The following is a 15,814-nucleotide window of genomic DNA, read 5'->3' as shown; positions in this document are numbered from 1 at the left end:
TAGCTGTAAATCAAATAAGTTTATAATAATCCACAATTAAAATGTGGATTGTAAAAAGAAAAAAAGTAACAAAAAAAAGAAAAAGGGTAATAGTAGTAATAGTGTCTACTTTTTTCAGGACATGACAGCAAACGCTGATAGCTGACAGCTGATACCTGACCGCTGATAGCTTAAACCAATTCAAACCCTTATTTTTGCCCAATGCCAGTAATCATAAAAGTCATTAACCAATCAGATAATCCATTGCCTTCTTATGCTACAACAGGTGCATCAGGAATGGATGTAAGAGCGCATCTTACCGCGCCGGTAACTTTACAACCGCTTGAAAGAACTTTAATACCTACGGGATTGTTCATGGAAATTCCTGAAGGTTACGAAGTGCAGGTTCGCCCCCGTAGCGGTTTAGCCATTAAGCAGGGCATTACCTGCCTCAACACACCCGGAACAATAGATGCGGATTACCGTGGTGAAGTAAAAGTCATCCTGATCAACCTGTCCAACGATCCTCAGACTATTTTACCGGGCGACAGGGTTGCCCAACTGGTTATTCAGCAAGTTGAGCAATGTACATGGGAAACTGTTGACATGATTAGCGTAACAACCCGTAATGAAGGCGGCTTCGGTCACACGGGCAAAAATTAATGAGAAGCAGATGCATGTAAAGATCATTGGAGTCATATTGCTATTATCCGTAACTATTTATAGCTGCCGCAGTTCAAAAAAACTGCAATCGGCTATGACTAAAAAAGATACTACAATCACCCTGCTTGTAAATCCCGCTGAAACCGATTCGGCAAAATTGGTGCATACCGCTTTTGAAAAAATCCGCTCGAATCATGTAGATTTCAAAACATTTGCTTCAAAAATCAAGGTTGATTACAAGGATAGTAAGCAAAGGAATTATGACTTCAACGCATTTGTAAGAATACAGAAGGATAGTATAATCTGGATATCTATCATAGCAGCCTTAGGTATTGAGGCTTTCCGGGTATATATTACACCTGACAGTGTGAAGATCCGTAACAGTCTTGATAAAGAAGTGCAGCTTCAATCCGTTAACTATATAAAAGAACTCATAAAATTACCGGTTAATTTTTTTACGCTGCAGGATATTATAGTGGGTAATCCTGTTTTTCTTGACAGCACCAATGTACTGATGTATAAAGAAACGGAAAGTTCTGTTTCTTTATCTACGGCAGACAGCGTTTTTAAACAACTGCTTACTATGCGCAAAGATGATTTTGCCATACTGCATAGCAAGCTGGACGATGTAGACGCCACCCGGAACAGAACAGCCGATTTCACTTATAATGATTATATAAATATTGAGGGAAGATTATTTTCGGGAGACCGGAAGATTGCCGTTGCTGAAAAAACAAGACTTGAAATAAGCCTTAACATCAAACAGGCAGAGTTTGATAAACCGTTAAATTTTCCGTTTAACATACCGAAGAATTATAAAGTGAAATAATTTTAACAATAAACAGTGCAATCCTGTTTATTTAGTATCGTTATTTGCAGAACACCCTTTATTCAATAAAAATTCTGGCATGCGTAATCTTGTTTCAATCATCCTCGTTGTATTTTTTGCCGCCTGGGCAACCCCAACGCTATCCCAAACAAAAGATGAACTTGAAAACCAGCGAAAACAGATTCAGAAAGAAATTGAAGAATTAAGGCAATCACAGAACTCGGTTAAGAAAAGTAAGAAAGAAAGCCTTGATCAGTTAGCCCGTATACGCAACCTGATCAAAAAAAGAGATGCCATTATAGAAACCATCAACAGGCAGGTTCGCCTGATAGATGAAGATATTTTTACCAATAACCGGGAAATATACAGGCTTACCAAGGAGCTGGACACATTGAAACAGCAATATGCTAAAACAATAGAATACGCTTATAAAAACAGGAGCAGTTATGATATGCTCAATTTTATTTTTTCCGCGGTAAGTTTTAATGATGCCGTCAAACGTGTAACCTATCTCAAGTCGTACAGGGACTATCGCGAAAAGCAGGTAGATAACATTACAAGAACGCATATTTTATTAGAGCAAAAAAACAGATCCCTCGCAGAGAACAAAGATCTGAAAGCTAAAACGCTGACTGAGCAAAGCGCCCAGATGAAAAAGCTGGAAGATGAAAAGCGGGAAAAAGATGTTGTTTTATCTGGTCTGAAAACAAAAGAAAAGGAGCTGGAAAAACAACTGACTTCCAAAAAGAAACTGGAAAATAATATTAAAAGCTCTATAGCCGCCATTATTAAACGAGAAATACTGGCCGCTGAAAAAGAGGAAAAAGCTAAACGTGAAGCAGCGGCAAAAGCAGCAGCAGCCAATAAAACATCCGGCAGCACGGCAACCGCGGCTCCTGCAAGAACCAGGTCAGCCAGCACACTTGAAAACACGCCGGAGGTAACCGCAGTATCAATGGGTTTTGAGAATAACAGGAGAAAATTACCCTGGCCTGTAAGCAAAGGTGAAATAACAGGACATTTTGGACGGCAGCGTATAGAAGATACAAAACTATATGAAGATAATATTGGCATCTATATTCAAACCGATATTGGCGCTTCTGTAAAAGCAGTATATGAAGGCACTGTATCTTCTGTTCACAATTTTGGTGAGGTTTCTGCTGTTACTATCCGGCATGGCAAATATCTAACCACCTATTATAATCTTACCGGCATACCGGTAAGCAAGGGCAGTGAAGTTAAGCTTGGCCAGGTTATTGGAAGAGCTGCCGAATCAGAAGACGAAGATGGCATTGGCAAGGTATTGTTTGTAGTGAATGTTGTAGTTGGTGACAAGCCTAAGTACCTTAATCCTGAAGACTGGATCAAGCCGCGATAAGATACAGGCTATACGTTCATCTCGGGTACCAAACCTGATTCAGGAAAAATATAAGGATGACATTTGCTTTCTTTCTACAAACAGTTAGCCGCTATGCGGCAGGATGCAGGTTACAGCTTATAAGTTCCCGGCTTACCGGTTGCATTATTCACTGGTTATTTCACGGAGGTACACGAAGGCTACACAAAGAGCCACAAAGAATAATAAATAGCTCTGTGTAACTTTGTGCATGCTTTGTGGCGCTTTGTGTAGCAAATCCTGTTTCGCCGGAATTCGTGGCAGGAAATATATCAGGGGTTATTTAAAAATAACTTCGGGCATGCCCAATACGCAGAATGGAACACGGATAAAACGGATATGGCGGATATTTACGGAATGTATCGGTGTTTATCAGTATCATCAGTGTATTCCGTGGCTATTCTATAAAAAGTATTTGTTGTAATGCTAAATCATTATACACACGGCGCAACGCAGGAAACCTGTTTTTCAATTCATCCATAATGATGTCATTATAACCGGGCCAACACGGGCATTATGCTATAATCACTCTTACGCGAGGGAGAAATCTGCCGGGCATTTGTACTAATGCTCAACTTTTACATTACTGCCTAACAGACTTGCCTGCCGGCAGGCAGGTTTACCTTCGGTGAGAAAAGTGCTCTTCCGTCGCTACATTCATTCATTCTAATCTTCATGAAGGCAGGATCGAAAGGACGATTGCAGTCCATACTTTTAATACATTACACCGCTCTCCATAACACATTATATAGTAAATTCGATAGCTGATTAACACTATTGAATTTTACATTTAGCATCATGAAATTATATTCTATCAATACAGGCTTTTTTAAATTAGATGGCGGCGCAATGTTTGGTGTAGTTCCTAAGAGTATGTGGAACAAACTTAACCCGGCAGATGAAAATAATTTATGCACCTGGGCACTGCGTTGTCTTTTGATTGAGGATGGCAACAGGCTGATTCTTGTAGATACCGGCGTGGGCAATAAACAGGATGCGAAATTTTTCGGTCATTATTATCTGCATGGAGATCACTCGCTGGATAAATCGCTGGCAGAATCCGGGTTTCACCGTAATGATATTACTGATGTTTTTTTAACCCATCTTCACTTTGATCATGTGGGCGGTGCTATTGTGATAGAAAACAATAAAATGGTGCCTGCCTTTAAAAATGCCACCTACTGGAGCAATGAGCAACATTGGCAATGGGCCATCAAACCAAACGACAGAGAAAAAGCTTCTTTCCTGAAAGAAAATATTCAACCGATACAGGACAGCGGTAAACTGAAAATGATTGAAGTAATTGAAGATATATCTTTCACCGAAAACATAAGCGTTCGTTTTGTAAACGGGCATACAAAAGGCATGATGCTGCCGCAGATCAGCTACAGGGGACGCACCATTGTGTACATGGCCGATCTTTTACCATCAACCGGGCATATACCCATTCCCTATGTTATGGCGTACGATATGTTTCCTTTAACTACGCTGCAGGAAAAGAAAGCTTTCCTGCAGGAAGCGCTGCAAAATAATTTCATTCTCTTTTTTGAACACGACCCATTTCAAGAATGCTGTACGCTTACCATGACAGAAAAAGGTATCCGGGTAAAAGACACTTTCAAACTTGATGATCTAAAATAGTTTTCTTTCGTATGTTTAAGCGAATAGTTTTTTTATGCTTATTGTTTCCAGTTTTTATCTCCGCGCAGGAGCAATGTGATATGCTTATTAAAAACGGGAAGATCATTGATGGCACCGGCAATAACTGGTATTATGGAGATGTGGCTATAAAAGGGGATAAGATTATCAGCGTAGGAAAATCTCTGAATTTTACCTCACCCAAAACAATTGATGCATCCGGGTTGATCATTGCGCCGGGTTTTATTGATGTGCATACACATATTGAAGGAGATGAAGCAAAAGCGCCGGGCGCTGAAAGCTTTATTTATGATGGAGTAACCACAGTAGTAGCAGGCAACTGCGGCGCGTCAAACGTTGACATAGCAAAGTATTTTGATTTTCTTGACTCTCTTCGTTTATCCATCAACGTTGCTTCGCTGATAGGTCATAACGATGTAAGAAAAGCCATTATGGGACGTGCCAACCGTGATGCCACTCCCGAAGAATTACAAAAGATGGAAGCGTTGGTAGAAAAGGCGATGAAGGATGGTGCCGTAGGATTATCAACCGGGTTGATATATATACCCGGCACTTACAGTAAAACATCTGAAGTATTAAGCCTTGCTAAAGCTTCCGCGAAATTTCGTGGAGTATATGCATCACATATCAGGGATGAAGGCGATAACGTGACCGATGCTATTGATGAAGCTATCGCCATAGGAAGAGAAGCTCATATGCCTGTTGAAATTTCACATTTTAAAGTAAGCGGTCAGCAAAACTGGGGAAGAAGCACGATAACACTTCCCATGGTTGAAAAAGCGCGAAACGAAGGTGTTGATGTAACCATTGACCAGTATCCTTATACAGCCAGCAGCACTTCTATCAGCACATTACTGCCTGATGAAATTTTGGCTGACGGGCAGGACTCCATTGTTGCACGCCTGCAAAGGCCTGTAACCAAAACCTATGTGATTGATTATATGCTCGCCAAACTGAAAAAAAGAAAACTCAAGCATTTCAGCTACGCGGTTGTAGCCAGTTATAAGCCAGACAGTACCTATAATGGCAAAAGTATAGAGCAGATCAACCTGTTAAAAGGCAGAAAACATAAAGCAAAACAGGAAGCGGAAACAGTAATTGATATTATGCTAAATGGCGGCGCCGGCGCAGTCTTTCATGGCATGAGCGAAAATGATGTAAAACGTATCATGCAATACCCCTTCAATATGTTTGCAAGCGACGCTTCCATCCGCGTATTCGGTGAGGGAATGCCCCATCCCCGCGGGTATGGAACCAATGCAAGAGTACTTGCAAAATATGTTCGTACTGAAAAAGTGATCAGCTTAGAAGAAGCTATCAGAAGAATGACATCTCTTCCCGCTCAAAAATTTCAACTGCATGGGCGGGGACTAATCAGGGAAGGTATGTTTGCCGACATTGTTATCTTTAATGAAAATACGGTGCAGGACAATGCCACTTTTGAAAAGCCGCATGCCTATTCAACAGGATTTAAATATGTAATAGTAAATGGCGACATAACAGTAAACAACGGACAACATAATGGCACCAGAAATGGCAGACCGTTATATGGACCGGGAAAAGAATAATTTAAAAGTTATTATATCAATATGAAGAAGCTAATCACCTGTTTTTGTCTTTCAGTTTTAAGCATACACGGTTTTTCTCAAACAGATGCCAACAAAGCTGACTGGATACCATTATTTAATGGAAAAGATATCAATGACTGGATTGTAAAAATTCATCATCATGAAGTGGGAGAAAATTATGGAAATACATTTCGCGTGGAAGACGGAATGATCAAAGTGCGTTATGATCAATATGATAAATTCAATGAGCAATACGGGCATCTCTACTTTAAAACGCCTTACTCTTATTATCATCTTGTGGTGGAGTACAGGTTTACAGGTATATGGCGCAAGGATGCACCCGGCTATACCATCAGGAACAGTGGTGTAATGCTGCATTCGCAGGATCCACGCACTATGCCAAAAGAACAGGACTGGCCTATTTCTGTAGAAATGCAATTTTTAGGCGGACTTGGAGACGGCAACTCACGCCCTACGGGTAATATGTGTTCGCCCGGAACAGATGTGGTATACCAGGGCAGAATTGACCCAAGGCATTGCATAGAATCTACTTCAAAAACGTATGATGGCGATCAATGGGTAAGAGCCGAAGCCATAGTATTAGGTGATTCACTCATCACGCACATCATTAATGGCGACACTGTATTACAATATTCCAAACCACAAATCGGAGGAGGTGTTGCCAACCGTTATGATCCTACAATAAAGATTGATGGCAAACTTTTAAAAGAAGGGTTTATTGCACTGCAAAGTGAAGGCCAGGAAATTGATTTCAGGCTGGTGGAAATACGGGTACTGGAAGAACCGAAAAAATGAAAAATTTAATGTTTGCTGTTTGTAGTTTATGGTTCAAATTACAAACCTTAAACTACAAACCATAAACCCTTTCATCTAAACTTTATCAACGAACTCAACGGGTATCTCAAATTGCGGTAGCCCATCATATCAACCTTTACACTACCTACCACTATCTCACTTTCTATGCGCAACGGTAAATGATTGGCGTCATCACTAACCCACACTGTCATTTTTTCGCCACCTTCAAACATGCTTCCTTTAATAAGCAATGGCTTGAATTTGATTGCACGGAATTTCCCATATCGCGTCTTGATCGTTTCCTTACCCATATACCGGACATAGATATTATGAATTTCATCATCAAGAAAAACACTCAGGTTTATTTTATCATTCACTGCATAACTGTCAAAATTGATATTACGGGCATAATAAACAGCGCTTATAACATCCTGTACGCAATCGGGTGTTTTAAATACCCCCTTTGTAGTTACCACACTATTTGCCTCATGGTTAAAGCTGGCATTTTCATGCTTTTTATATTTTCCCTCTTCTACATTCCTGATAAAACGGTAAGGTTTAAGTGTGGCGGTATCCATATAGGTTTCATACCTGTCCCTTACTTTAAATATCCAGTCGTAAGAGCTGTTTGAATAACCTTCGCCCACCGCGTGATAAACTGTTTTACCATTATAATTTTCCAGGGTTGTGTTAAAGATAGCAGTCCCTGCATCCACATATAACCCCAGCGCGTTATAGTATACCTTCAGAATTATTTTTTCTCCGGAAGAAAAACAGGTATTGCGTATACCACAAAAATCAGCGCCTGCATTAAGACGTATAGCAGTTATGATCAACAAAAATGATATCAATAATTTTCGCCTCATGACCTGTTAAATAATTTTAATCCTGGCATTAATAAACCCCCTGCAATAGCCGGTATAATAAGATTGACAAACCATATTCCTGCTGACGCTGCATATATACCCAGTGTATTTTCACTAAACCCTTCAAACAGCAATACAGCAATCATTCCTCTCATTCCCAGTTCAAGCAGGGTTACACTTGGAATAACTGCTAATATAAGATATAATACAGTTATCAACCAGAATGCATCTGTTATATTAAGGTCAACATGCATCAGTTGAAGCATTAAGATATATTGACAGACGAACACAACATAACGTACCGCAGATAAGACCAGCACTCTTAACAAAATTGTAACACTCACACCATATAAGCCATTCATTTTTGCCAGCCATTTATTAATGAATCGTATAGGAGTAGCTATACTTACAATCCAGCCGAATCTAAAATATAATACCACCACCAGTATAGTAATAATAACAGCCATCCAGTTGAAAATAATAAACCAGTTGTAGGGAATATTGTAACCTGCACACGCTGTATAAACAATATCTTTCTGAATAAATAACCCGGCACACCCCAGCAGCAATGTTATAATCAACTGGCTCATGTTGCCCAGCAAAGACATAGATACTGATTTTAATCTCACGTCTTCATATATGTATAACATTCGGCCTCCATATTCACCCACCCTGTTTGGTGTGCTCACTCCTAAGGAAACCCCTGCCAACACACTTTTAAAGGATGTGCTCAAAGACATGTATTGTAATGGCGCCATTAATACCTGCCATTTCCGCGCCTCAATCATCCAGTTTATAAGCATAAGAAAAAGTACCAGCCATAATTTCCAGGCAAGCGGTCCAAAAAGCGCCTGTTTTACATATTGCATTGATAGCAGCAGATCAGGTTGATGCGCTATCTGTTTGTATATGGAGTATACAACCCACAGGAACAATGCAGGCCCCAATACTGCATTGAGGAAAATTTTGATATTTTTGTTTGCAACCTTCATTTAAAAATCAGCTTTTGCAAAACAGTCAGATAATTTTAGGTATTGACCCCGGAACACTCGTAATGGGATATGGGGTTATTTGTGTAAACGCATCAAAGATTGAATTATTGGAAATGGATGTGCTTAAACTGTCGGCAAAAAAAGATAATTATGAAAGGCTGTCTATCATTCACCATCATGTACAGGCTATAATCAGCAAATACAAGCCACACCAGTTTGCTATTGAAGCTCCATTTTTTGGCAAAAACGTGCAAAGTATGCTAAAACTTGGCCGGGCACAGGGTGTGGCCATTGCTGTAGCAATGCAAAGCGGCATACCGGTTACAGAATATTCGCCAAGGAAGGTTAAACAATCTATTACCGGCAATGGCAACGCAGATAAAAACCAGGTATGGGAAATGCTTCAGCGGATTACAAATATTACCCATTCTCCTGCATATTTTGATGCCTCAGATGCACTGGCGGTAGCAATTTGCCATCATTTTCAGTTAAGTTCACCTACCAACAACGAAACTTCAACTCCTGCAAAGCGAACAAAAAAAACTACCTGGGAGCAATTTGTAACGGATAACCCGGGCAGAGTTGCAGGAAAATGAGGAAAGGAAGGTGAAGAGCGGAGGGTTGAAAGCTAATGATGGAGGATAAAACGAGTTCTTATAAATTCGATATGATCTTCTCCTGCGCTTCCTTTAATTCCGCTGGTGATAATTTCAGCTTTGCTCTTGTAAAATTCAGATCATCTGCACTATTGATCGGGATAAGATGAAGGTGTGCATGTGGCACTTCCAGTCCAACAACGCTTAATCCGCAACGGTTACAATCAAATGATTTTTCAATAGCTTTCGCTATTTTTTGAGCAAACAACATCAATTCAGCAAGATAATCTGCCGGCAGATCAAATAAATTATCCACCTCTGTTTTAGGTATTACAAGCGTATGCCCTTTCACCATAGGAAATATATCAAGGAAAGCATAGCATGTATCATTTTCAGCAATCTTGTAAGCAGGAATTTCGCCTGCTATGATTTTTGAGAATATCGTCATAGAACAAAAATAATTAAACAGCGGCAAGCAATAACAACAAAAAAGGCGGCTATTCAGCCGCCCGTTACAATGTTGTACAAAAGCATTTATACTGCGATGTCTTCAATTTTAAATTTGATTAATCCGGCAGGTGCTTTAACCTCGGCAACATCACCAATTTGCTTGCCCAAAATACCCTTTCCTATTGGAGATGTAACAGAAATTTTTCCTGATTTCAGGTCAGCTTCTTTTTCTGAAACCACCTGGTAGGTAACCTTCTTTTTAGTATTCAGGTTCGTTAATGTTACCTTGGTAAGTATACTCACCTTGCTGGTATCAATGCTGTCAATTTCGAGAATACGAACATTGGCTAAATCACCTTCAAGTTTGGCAATTCTTGCTTCAAGCAATCCCTGCGCCTCTTTAGCCGCATCATATTCCGCGTTTTCTTTTAAATCACCCTTTTCCCGGGCTTCGGCAATCGCTCTGGAAGCAGCAGGTCTGTCAACTGCTTTCATCTTTTGTAACTCGGCCTTCAGTTGCTCCAAAGTCTCCTGGGTAACATACATTACTTCGCTCATGGCTGACTTCTTTTGGTTATAAAAAGTAAAAAAATAACAACGCTCCAGGTTTTCACCCCGAAGCGTTGCATTTAAGTTTGACGACAAAAGTAATAAAAAATTGAATGAAACAAACTATTAAGTCATAAAATGTTGGGAAACTATTATCCGGGAACACTATTAGTTCTAATACAATAACCATTAAGGCATTAAGGAAATTAAGTAAAAGCCTTAATGCTTCTTAACTTCTTAATGGTTTTCAAAACAGATATTATTTTTTACGAACCAAATGTGGTTCACGTAAGCATATTGAAGCTTTTACAAGTGAAGCTTATCCAATACCACTTTCGCCATTTTAAAAAAAGCTTCATGACTATAACCGGCTATATGTGGTGTAACAATAACATTGGGCTGCGATGTGAGCCAGTCAAGCTGTTCCTTTTCTGCTGCAGTATAAGTGTCAAGCTTTTCGTTTTCCAGCACATCCAATCCGGCTCCCGCTATCTTCCCGTTTTTCAGTGCATTGATCACTGCTGCTGTATCATGCACTTTACCACGGCATGCATTTAAAAAATAAGGTTTGTTTTCCAGTGCGTTAAAAAAGGCATCATTTGCCATATGAAAAGTTTCATCCGTTAGCGGCACATGCATACTGATCACATCCGCATATCGGGCTATCTGGTCGGGTGCTGCTTCATGTACTTTGCCTTCTGCAAATCCAAATTTGTATTTATCATAGGCCAGTATCTCAACATCAAAAGAAGATAGCAGTTTGGCAAAAGCCCCGCCCGCATTTCCGAAGCCAATTATACCCACTGTTCTTCCGGTTAATTCAGTGCCCCGGTTTGCATCTCTTATCCATTTACCTTCCATAACTTCGTTACTACTGGAGCAAATTTTATTCATCAGGCAAAGCAATACACCTAATGTCTGCTCTCCCACCGCGTTCCTGTTACCTTCCGGGCTACTCTCACATTGAATACCTTTACTTTCCGCATAAGTCACATCAATCAGCTCCATACCACTGCCTAATCTCCCAATCCATTTTAGCGCAGGGGCTTTATCAATCATTGCACGATCAATTTTCAAACGGGTAGTAACAATTAATCCATGCGCATCGCTGATTTCTTCTGCCAGTTCGTTGTAAGTTATTTGTGGTTTATATACAACGGTATATTCTTTTTGCTCTAAGGTATCTATCAGGTATTGATGCACTTTTGCGGTAACAATTGCCTTCTTCATAAAAGTTTAAGGAGATATATTTTGTTCTTTTAATTCATTAAATGCTGCAAGGATACGAAATCATCGATACTTAACTGCTCGGCACGCTTATTAAACACAGCTTGTGCCAGCGTTTGCTCATCAAACAAACTCTTTACAGCGTTGCGAAGCATCTTACGGCGCTGGTTAAACGCAGTTTTTACCAGCCTGAAAAATTTTGCTTCATCAGGAATATCCAGGCGTGCTTTTCGCGGAACAAGCCTTATAACCGCGCTTTTAACTTTGGGTGGCGGATTAAAGCAGTTTTCATGTACTTCAAACAAATATTCCACATCAAAAAAAGCCTGTATCAACACGCTTAAAATGCCATAGGTTTTATTTCCATGTTTTGCCGCTACGCGCTGTGCTACTTCTTTTTGAAACATGCCAACAACTACTTCAACATCATCTCTCCAATCCAGTATTTTAAAAAGTATCTGAGAGGAAATATTATAAGGGAAATTGCCTATTACCGTAAACTTCCCTTCAAATGGCTGATCAATATCCAGTATACTGCTGTGAAGGATTTTATCTTTCAGTGAAGGATAAGTATTTTCAAGAAAGGCTATTTTTTCATCATCCAGTTCAACGGCTTTAAAATCAATGCCGGGTATATTAATAAGATGTTTGGTAAGCGCTCCTCCTCCCGGACCTATTTCCAATAATTGCTGAAAATGATTTTCCCTGAGTGCCGCGATGATCTTCAGCACCATATTCTCGTCCCTCAAAAAGTGCTGCCCTAATGATTTCTTTAACGTATACATTGATGGCTTAAAAGTACGAAATAGCGCTACAAAAGTGTACATTCGCAGCTCAACATTTTAATTATGTCAAATCAAAATGACAAACCGGTAATTGGGATTTCCTGTGGCGACCTGAACGGCATCGGAATAGAACTGATCATAAAAACATTATCAGATAACCGTTTGCTGGATCTGTGTACTCCGGTAATTTTTGCTTCTAATAAAGTGATCAATTTTTACAGGAAAACTTTGCCGGAAATAAATTTTAATTTTCAGAACCTTAAAGATATTGCCAGACCATACCCCAGGCAGATTAATGTCTTTAACTGCTGGGAAGAAGAGGTAAACATAACACCGGGACAACTTACCGATACGGGAGGAAAATATGCGGTTAAATCGCTTCAATCTGCAACACAGGCGTTAAAGGCTGGAAATATAAAAGGGCTTGTTACAGCTCCTATTCATAAAAAAAATGTGCAGTCACCTGAATTTTCTTTCAGCGGCCACACTCCTTACCTCAAAAGTTTTTTTGGGGTTGATGATGTGCTGATGTTGATGTGTGCCGATAATATGCGGGTTGGATTGCTTTCAGAACATATTCCTGTAAAAGAAGTTGCGGCTGCAGTTACTAGGCAGGCTATTCTGAAAAAACTGGTGCTGATGAAAGAAAGCCTGCAAAAAGATTTTGGGATAGACAAACCAAAGATTGCTGTATTAGGCTTAAACCCGCATGCGGGTGACGAAGGTTTGATTGGCACAGAGGAAGAAGAGCAAATAAAGCCCGCAGTTAAAGAAGCAAAACAAAATAATATACTCGCATTCGGCCCATATAGCGCGGATGCATTTTTTGCCCGCGGCAGCTATGAAAAATTTGATGCCGTACTGGCTATGTACCACGACCAGGGACTGATTCCCTTTAAATCATTAGCCTCCGGCGAAGGAATAAATTATACTGCCGGCCTGCCCGTTGTAAGAACATCGCCCGATCACGGAACCGCATTTGATATTGCCGGCAAGAACAAAGGTGATGAAGCCTCATTGCGTCAATCAATATATACTGCAATAGATATATTATACCAAAGATCGGAATATGCTTTCAACCGCTCAAACCCGCTGAGACGCATGTCAAACGTTGTGTTGAAGAACGCTGAAGATGAAAGTGTAGAAGAAGGAGAAAGTTAAAAAATCTCTTCTTGTATATACGTTGATGCTCTAACAGGAACAAAAAGGGCAATGATTACAATCAGTTATTTGCAATCATTGCCCTGCCGCAGCAAATATTAATTCACTTACAGAAAGCTATCGCTCTCCCTGTACGCTTTTATCAGTGCCGCTTCTCCTTCTTTTCCTTTGATGGAATTACCATGTTCCATACCCATTACGCCTTTATACCCGCGGCCGTGTATGTATTTGAAAACATTCTTGTAATTAATTTCGCCTGTGGTTGGCTCGTTCCTGCCCGGGTTATCGCCAATCTGGAAATAAGCGATTTCATTCCAGGTGTGTTCAATATTTTTGATAAGATTACCCTCGTTTTTCTGCATATGGTAAATATCGTAGAGTATCTTGCATGAAGGGCTGTTCACACCTCTGCATATTTCATATGTTTGATCAGAAGTACGTAAGAAAAGATTGGGTGTATCGCTCAGCGGCTCCAGCACCATTATTATACCATGCGGTTCTAAAATTTCAGCGCCTCTTTTCAACGCATCAATTACATTACCGGTTTGTACACCAATAGGTAAGCGTCTTTCAAAATCGCCGGGAACTACAGTCACCCATTTGGCGTTTACCCTTTTGGCTACTTCTACCGACTGGCGGCATCCCTTTAAAAATATATCAATAAACGCTGGTTTGCCGGCAGCTAAAGTATTTTCTCCGTTACCGCCTTTAGGTACAACAAAAACCCCCATTGTCATTCCCAGTTTAGCAAGCGTTTCGCCAATTTTTGTTTGTTGCTCAACCGGGCGACCGGTCATGCCATTATCTTCAATTGCCCTGAAACCCTGGTCATACATATATTTTATCTGGTCAATAAAATCAGCACCTCCATTGTTTTTAAACATGCCGTCATGGGGGGCATAATTCATATTGAAAGTTTTTTCTGCCCGGGTATTTGCCTGAACATTCACTGTTGCATTTTCATTACCTAAAACATTTGATCCAACAATAGTTGATACACCAGCTAAAAGTCCATTTTGTAAGAAATTTCTACGTTGCATATGGATTTGTCGTTTAAACCTTAAAGTAAAGCAAACTATGGCAAAATGATGAAACATTTTTAAATATCCCTGTGCTAAATCACTAAAATCATATTCGTATGTTTTCGCAAGATGCGCATGGGAAATGATCTTTCACGTTTCACATTACATTACCTGACACAATGGTTTGCATTGCTAAAACGCTCAAAAAATAGAAATCTTTATCATTTCTTTTCTTACCTTCCCTCTTCATAAAAAATATTTACACGAGTGAAAAAGCATGGCTTTACGGGATTATTGGCGATAATGAGTTTGAGCATATCTGCACAAGTCAATAATCAGCAGGAATTTAAACCTTATAACGAAAAAGTACCGGGTACACAGTTTGAAATCAAGATGGTTCCTATCCAAGGAGGTTCATTTACAATGGGCAGCCCGGAGAGTGATAAGAGCAAGAAACCAAATGAAACACCTCAGAAAAAAGTTAGCCTTGAACCATTCTGGATGGGCGCTTACGAAATTACACATGATATTTTTGATATATTTTTCAGAGATGAAGGCACACCTGTCGGCTCTGAAGTTGATGCCGTAACCCGCCCTACGCCACAGTATATTGATTTAAGCTGGGGCATGGGTAAAACAGGAGGTTTCCCTGTAAACAGTATGAGCCAGGATGCAGCCCTGATGTTTTGCCGCTGGCTGTATAAAAAAACCGGTGTGTTTTACAGGCTGCCCAGCGAAGCTGAGTGGGAATACGCCTGCAGGGCAGGTTCAACTACAGCATACCCGTTTGGAAATGATTCCAAAGAATTAGGCAAGTATGCCTGGTTTAAAGGAAACAGTAAAAATAAATATCAGAAAGTTGGACAAAAGGAACCTAATGCCTGGGGATTATATGATATGTTAGGCAATGTATCTGAATGGACACTTGATCAGTATGATGAAAAATATTTTGAAAAGATCGGTGATGATGCTAAAGAACCTGTAATTCCTCCTGCCACAAGATATCCGCGAAGCGTAAGAGGTGGCAGCTATCTCGATGCTTCTGAAAACCTGCGCAGCGCCAGCCGTCAGCATTCAGAAGCAGCCTGGAATAAAAGAGATCCGCAGATACCACGAAGCCGCTGGTGGCTTACAGACGCTATGTTTGTCGGCTTTCGTATTGTTCGCCCGCAGCAACAACCAACAGCCGCTGAAGCAAACGCGTTTTACGATAAGTATCTAAAAAAATGATTGCAATAACTATATAAAACAAAACA

Annotated in this window: 16 protein-coding genes; 9 read left to right on the top strand and 7 right to left on the bottom strand. The window is 40.1% G+C overall.

The window, feature by feature from the left end; translation table 11 throughout:
• The first annotated feature begins 201 nt into the window (after positions 1–201).
• From dut to DC498_RS19945, 6 genes are all read left to right on the top strand, one after another.
• Positions 202–642, top strand: a complete 441-nt coding sequence (gene dut / locus DC498_RS19970) for a dUTP diphosphatase (protein WP_116875926.1) — start codon at positions 202–204, stop codon at positions 640–642.
• A 94-nt stretch (positions 643–736) separates the two neighbouring features.
• On the top strand, positions 737–1,471 hold the full coding sequence (locus DC498_RS19965; protein ID WP_165813907.1) for a DUF4292 domain-containing protein: 735 nt from the start codon (positions 737–739) through the stop codon (positions 1,469–1,471).
• A 79-nt stretch (positions 1,472–1,550) separates the two neighbouring features.
• On the top strand, positions 1,551–2,849 hold the full coding sequence (locus DC498_RS19960) for a murein hydrolase activator EnvC family protein (protein WP_116875924.1): 1,299 nt from the start codon (positions 1,551–1,553) through the stop codon (positions 2,847–2,849).
• 816 nt (positions 2,850–3,665) lie between these two features.
• Positions 3,666–4,508: an MBL fold metallo-hydrolase gene (locus DC498_RS19955; RefSeq protein ID WP_116875923.1), complete on the top strand. Its 843-nt coding sequence runs from the start codon at positions 3,666–3,668 to the stop codon at positions 4,506–4,508.
• Positions 4,509–4,519: 11 nt separating this feature from the next.
• Entirely contained in the window at positions 4,520–6,094 is a 1,575-nt protein-coding gene (locus DC498_RS19950) for an N-acyl-D-amino-acid deacylase family protein (protein WP_116875922.1), read from the top strand.
• 21 nt (positions 6,095–6,115) lie between these two features.
• Positions 6,116–6,910, top strand: coding sequence for a 3-keto-disaccharide hydrolase (locus DC498_RS19945; protein ID WP_116875921.1), 795 nt, complete (start codon positions 6,116–6,118; stop codon positions 6,908–6,910).
• Positions 6,911–6,981: 71 nt separating this feature from the next.
• Here the strand turns inward: DC498_RS19945 and DC498_RS19940 are convergent, their stop codons facing one another.
• Positions 6,982–7,776 carry a DUF3108 domain-containing protein gene (locus tag DC498_RS19940; RefSeq protein WP_116875920.1) on the bottom strand — a complete coding sequence of 265 codons (795 nt, stop codon included), beginning with the start codon at positions 7,774–7,776 and terminating at the stop codon, positions 6,982–6,984.
• The gene (locus tag DC498_RS19935) at positions 7,773–8,768 is read right to left on the bottom strand and encodes a lysylphosphatidylglycerol synthase domain-containing protein (protein ID WP_116875919.1); all 996 of its coding nucleotides are present in this window, start codon (positions 8,766–8,768) and stop codon (positions 7,773–7,775) included. The genes DC498_RS19940 and DC498_RS19935 overlap by 4 nt, the downstream gene beginning before the upstream one ends.
• Positions 8,769–8,782: 14 nt before the next feature.
• Here DC498_RS19935 and ruvC point away from each other — a divergent pair, with 14 nt between their 5' ends.
• Positions 8,783–9,364 carry a crossover junction endodeoxyribonuclease RuvC gene (gene ruvC / locus DC498_RS19930; RefSeq protein ID WP_206197703.1) on the top strand — a complete coding sequence of 194 codons (582 nt, stop codon included), beginning with the start codon at positions 8,783–8,785 and terminating at the stop codon, positions 9,362–9,364.
• Positions 9,365–9,422: 58 nt separating this feature from the next.
• Here ruvC and DC498_RS19925 read toward each other — a convergent pair whose 3' ends face one another.
• From DC498_RS19925 to rsmA, 4 genes are all read right to left on the bottom strand, one after another.
• Positions 9,423–9,812 (bottom strand): HIT family protein, encoded by a 390-nt coding sequence (locus DC498_RS19925; protein WP_116875918.1) that lies wholly within the window; start codon positions 9,810–9,812, stop codon positions 9,423–9,425.
• An 86-nt stretch (positions 9,813–9,898) separates the two neighbouring features.
• Positions 9,899–10,459: a transcription elongation factor GreA gene (greA, locus tag DC498_RS19920; protein ID WP_240628057.1), complete on the bottom strand. Its 561-nt coding sequence runs from the start codon at positions 10,457–10,459 to the stop codon at positions 9,899–9,901.
• A gap of 210 nt (positions 10,460–10,669) precedes the next feature.
• A complete protein-coding gene (locus DC498_RS19915; protein WP_116875916.1) occupies positions 10,670–11,593 on the bottom strand; it encodes an NAD(P)-dependent oxidoreductase in 924 nt (307 codons plus the stop codon).
• A 29-nt stretch (positions 11,594–11,622) separates the two neighbouring features.
• Positions 11,623–12,417 (bottom strand): 16S rRNA (adenine(1518)-N(6)/adenine(1519)-N(6))-dimethyltransferase RsmA, encoded by a 795-nt coding sequence (gene rsmA, locus DC498_RS19910; RefSeq protein ID WP_240628056.1) that lies wholly within the window; start codon positions 12,415–12,417, stop codon positions 11,623–11,625.
• A gap of 21 nt (positions 12,418–12,438) precedes the next feature.
• Between rsmA and pdxA the strand changes: the two genes are divergently transcribed.
• Positions 12,439–13,536 carry a 4-hydroxythreonine-4-phosphate dehydrogenase PdxA gene (pdxA, locus tag DC498_RS19905; RefSeq protein WP_116875914.1) on the top strand — a complete coding sequence of 366 codons (1,098 nt, stop codon included), beginning with the start codon at positions 12,439–12,441 and terminating at the stop codon, positions 13,534–13,536.
• A gap of 107 nt (positions 13,537–13,643) precedes the next feature.
• Here the strand turns inward: pdxA and DC498_RS19900 are convergent, their stop codons facing one another.
• Positions 13,644–14,576 (bottom strand): hydroxypyruvate isomerase family protein, encoded by a 933-nt coding sequence (locus DC498_RS19900; RefSeq protein ID WP_116875913.1) that lies wholly within the window; start codon positions 14,574–14,576, stop codon positions 13,644–13,646.
• A gap of 249 nt (positions 14,577–14,825) precedes the next feature.
• Here DC498_RS19900 and DC498_RS19895 point away from each other — a divergent pair, with 249 nt between their 5' ends.
• Positions 14,826–15,788 carry a formylglycine-generating enzyme family protein gene (locus DC498_RS19895; protein ID WP_240628055.1) on the top strand — a complete coding sequence of 321 codons (963 nt, stop codon included), beginning with the start codon at positions 14,826–14,828 and terminating at the stop codon, positions 15,786–15,788.
• Positions 15,789–15,814: the final 26 nt, after the last annotated feature.

This window comes from Terrimonas sp., from assembly GCF_003075435.1.
Classification (GTDB): Bacteria; Bacteroidota; Bacteroidia; order Chitinophagales; family Chitinophagaceae; genus Agriterribacter.
The sequence above is the reverse complement of the archived record's forward strand: the minus strand, read 5'-3'. Positions and strand labels throughout refer to the sequence as shown.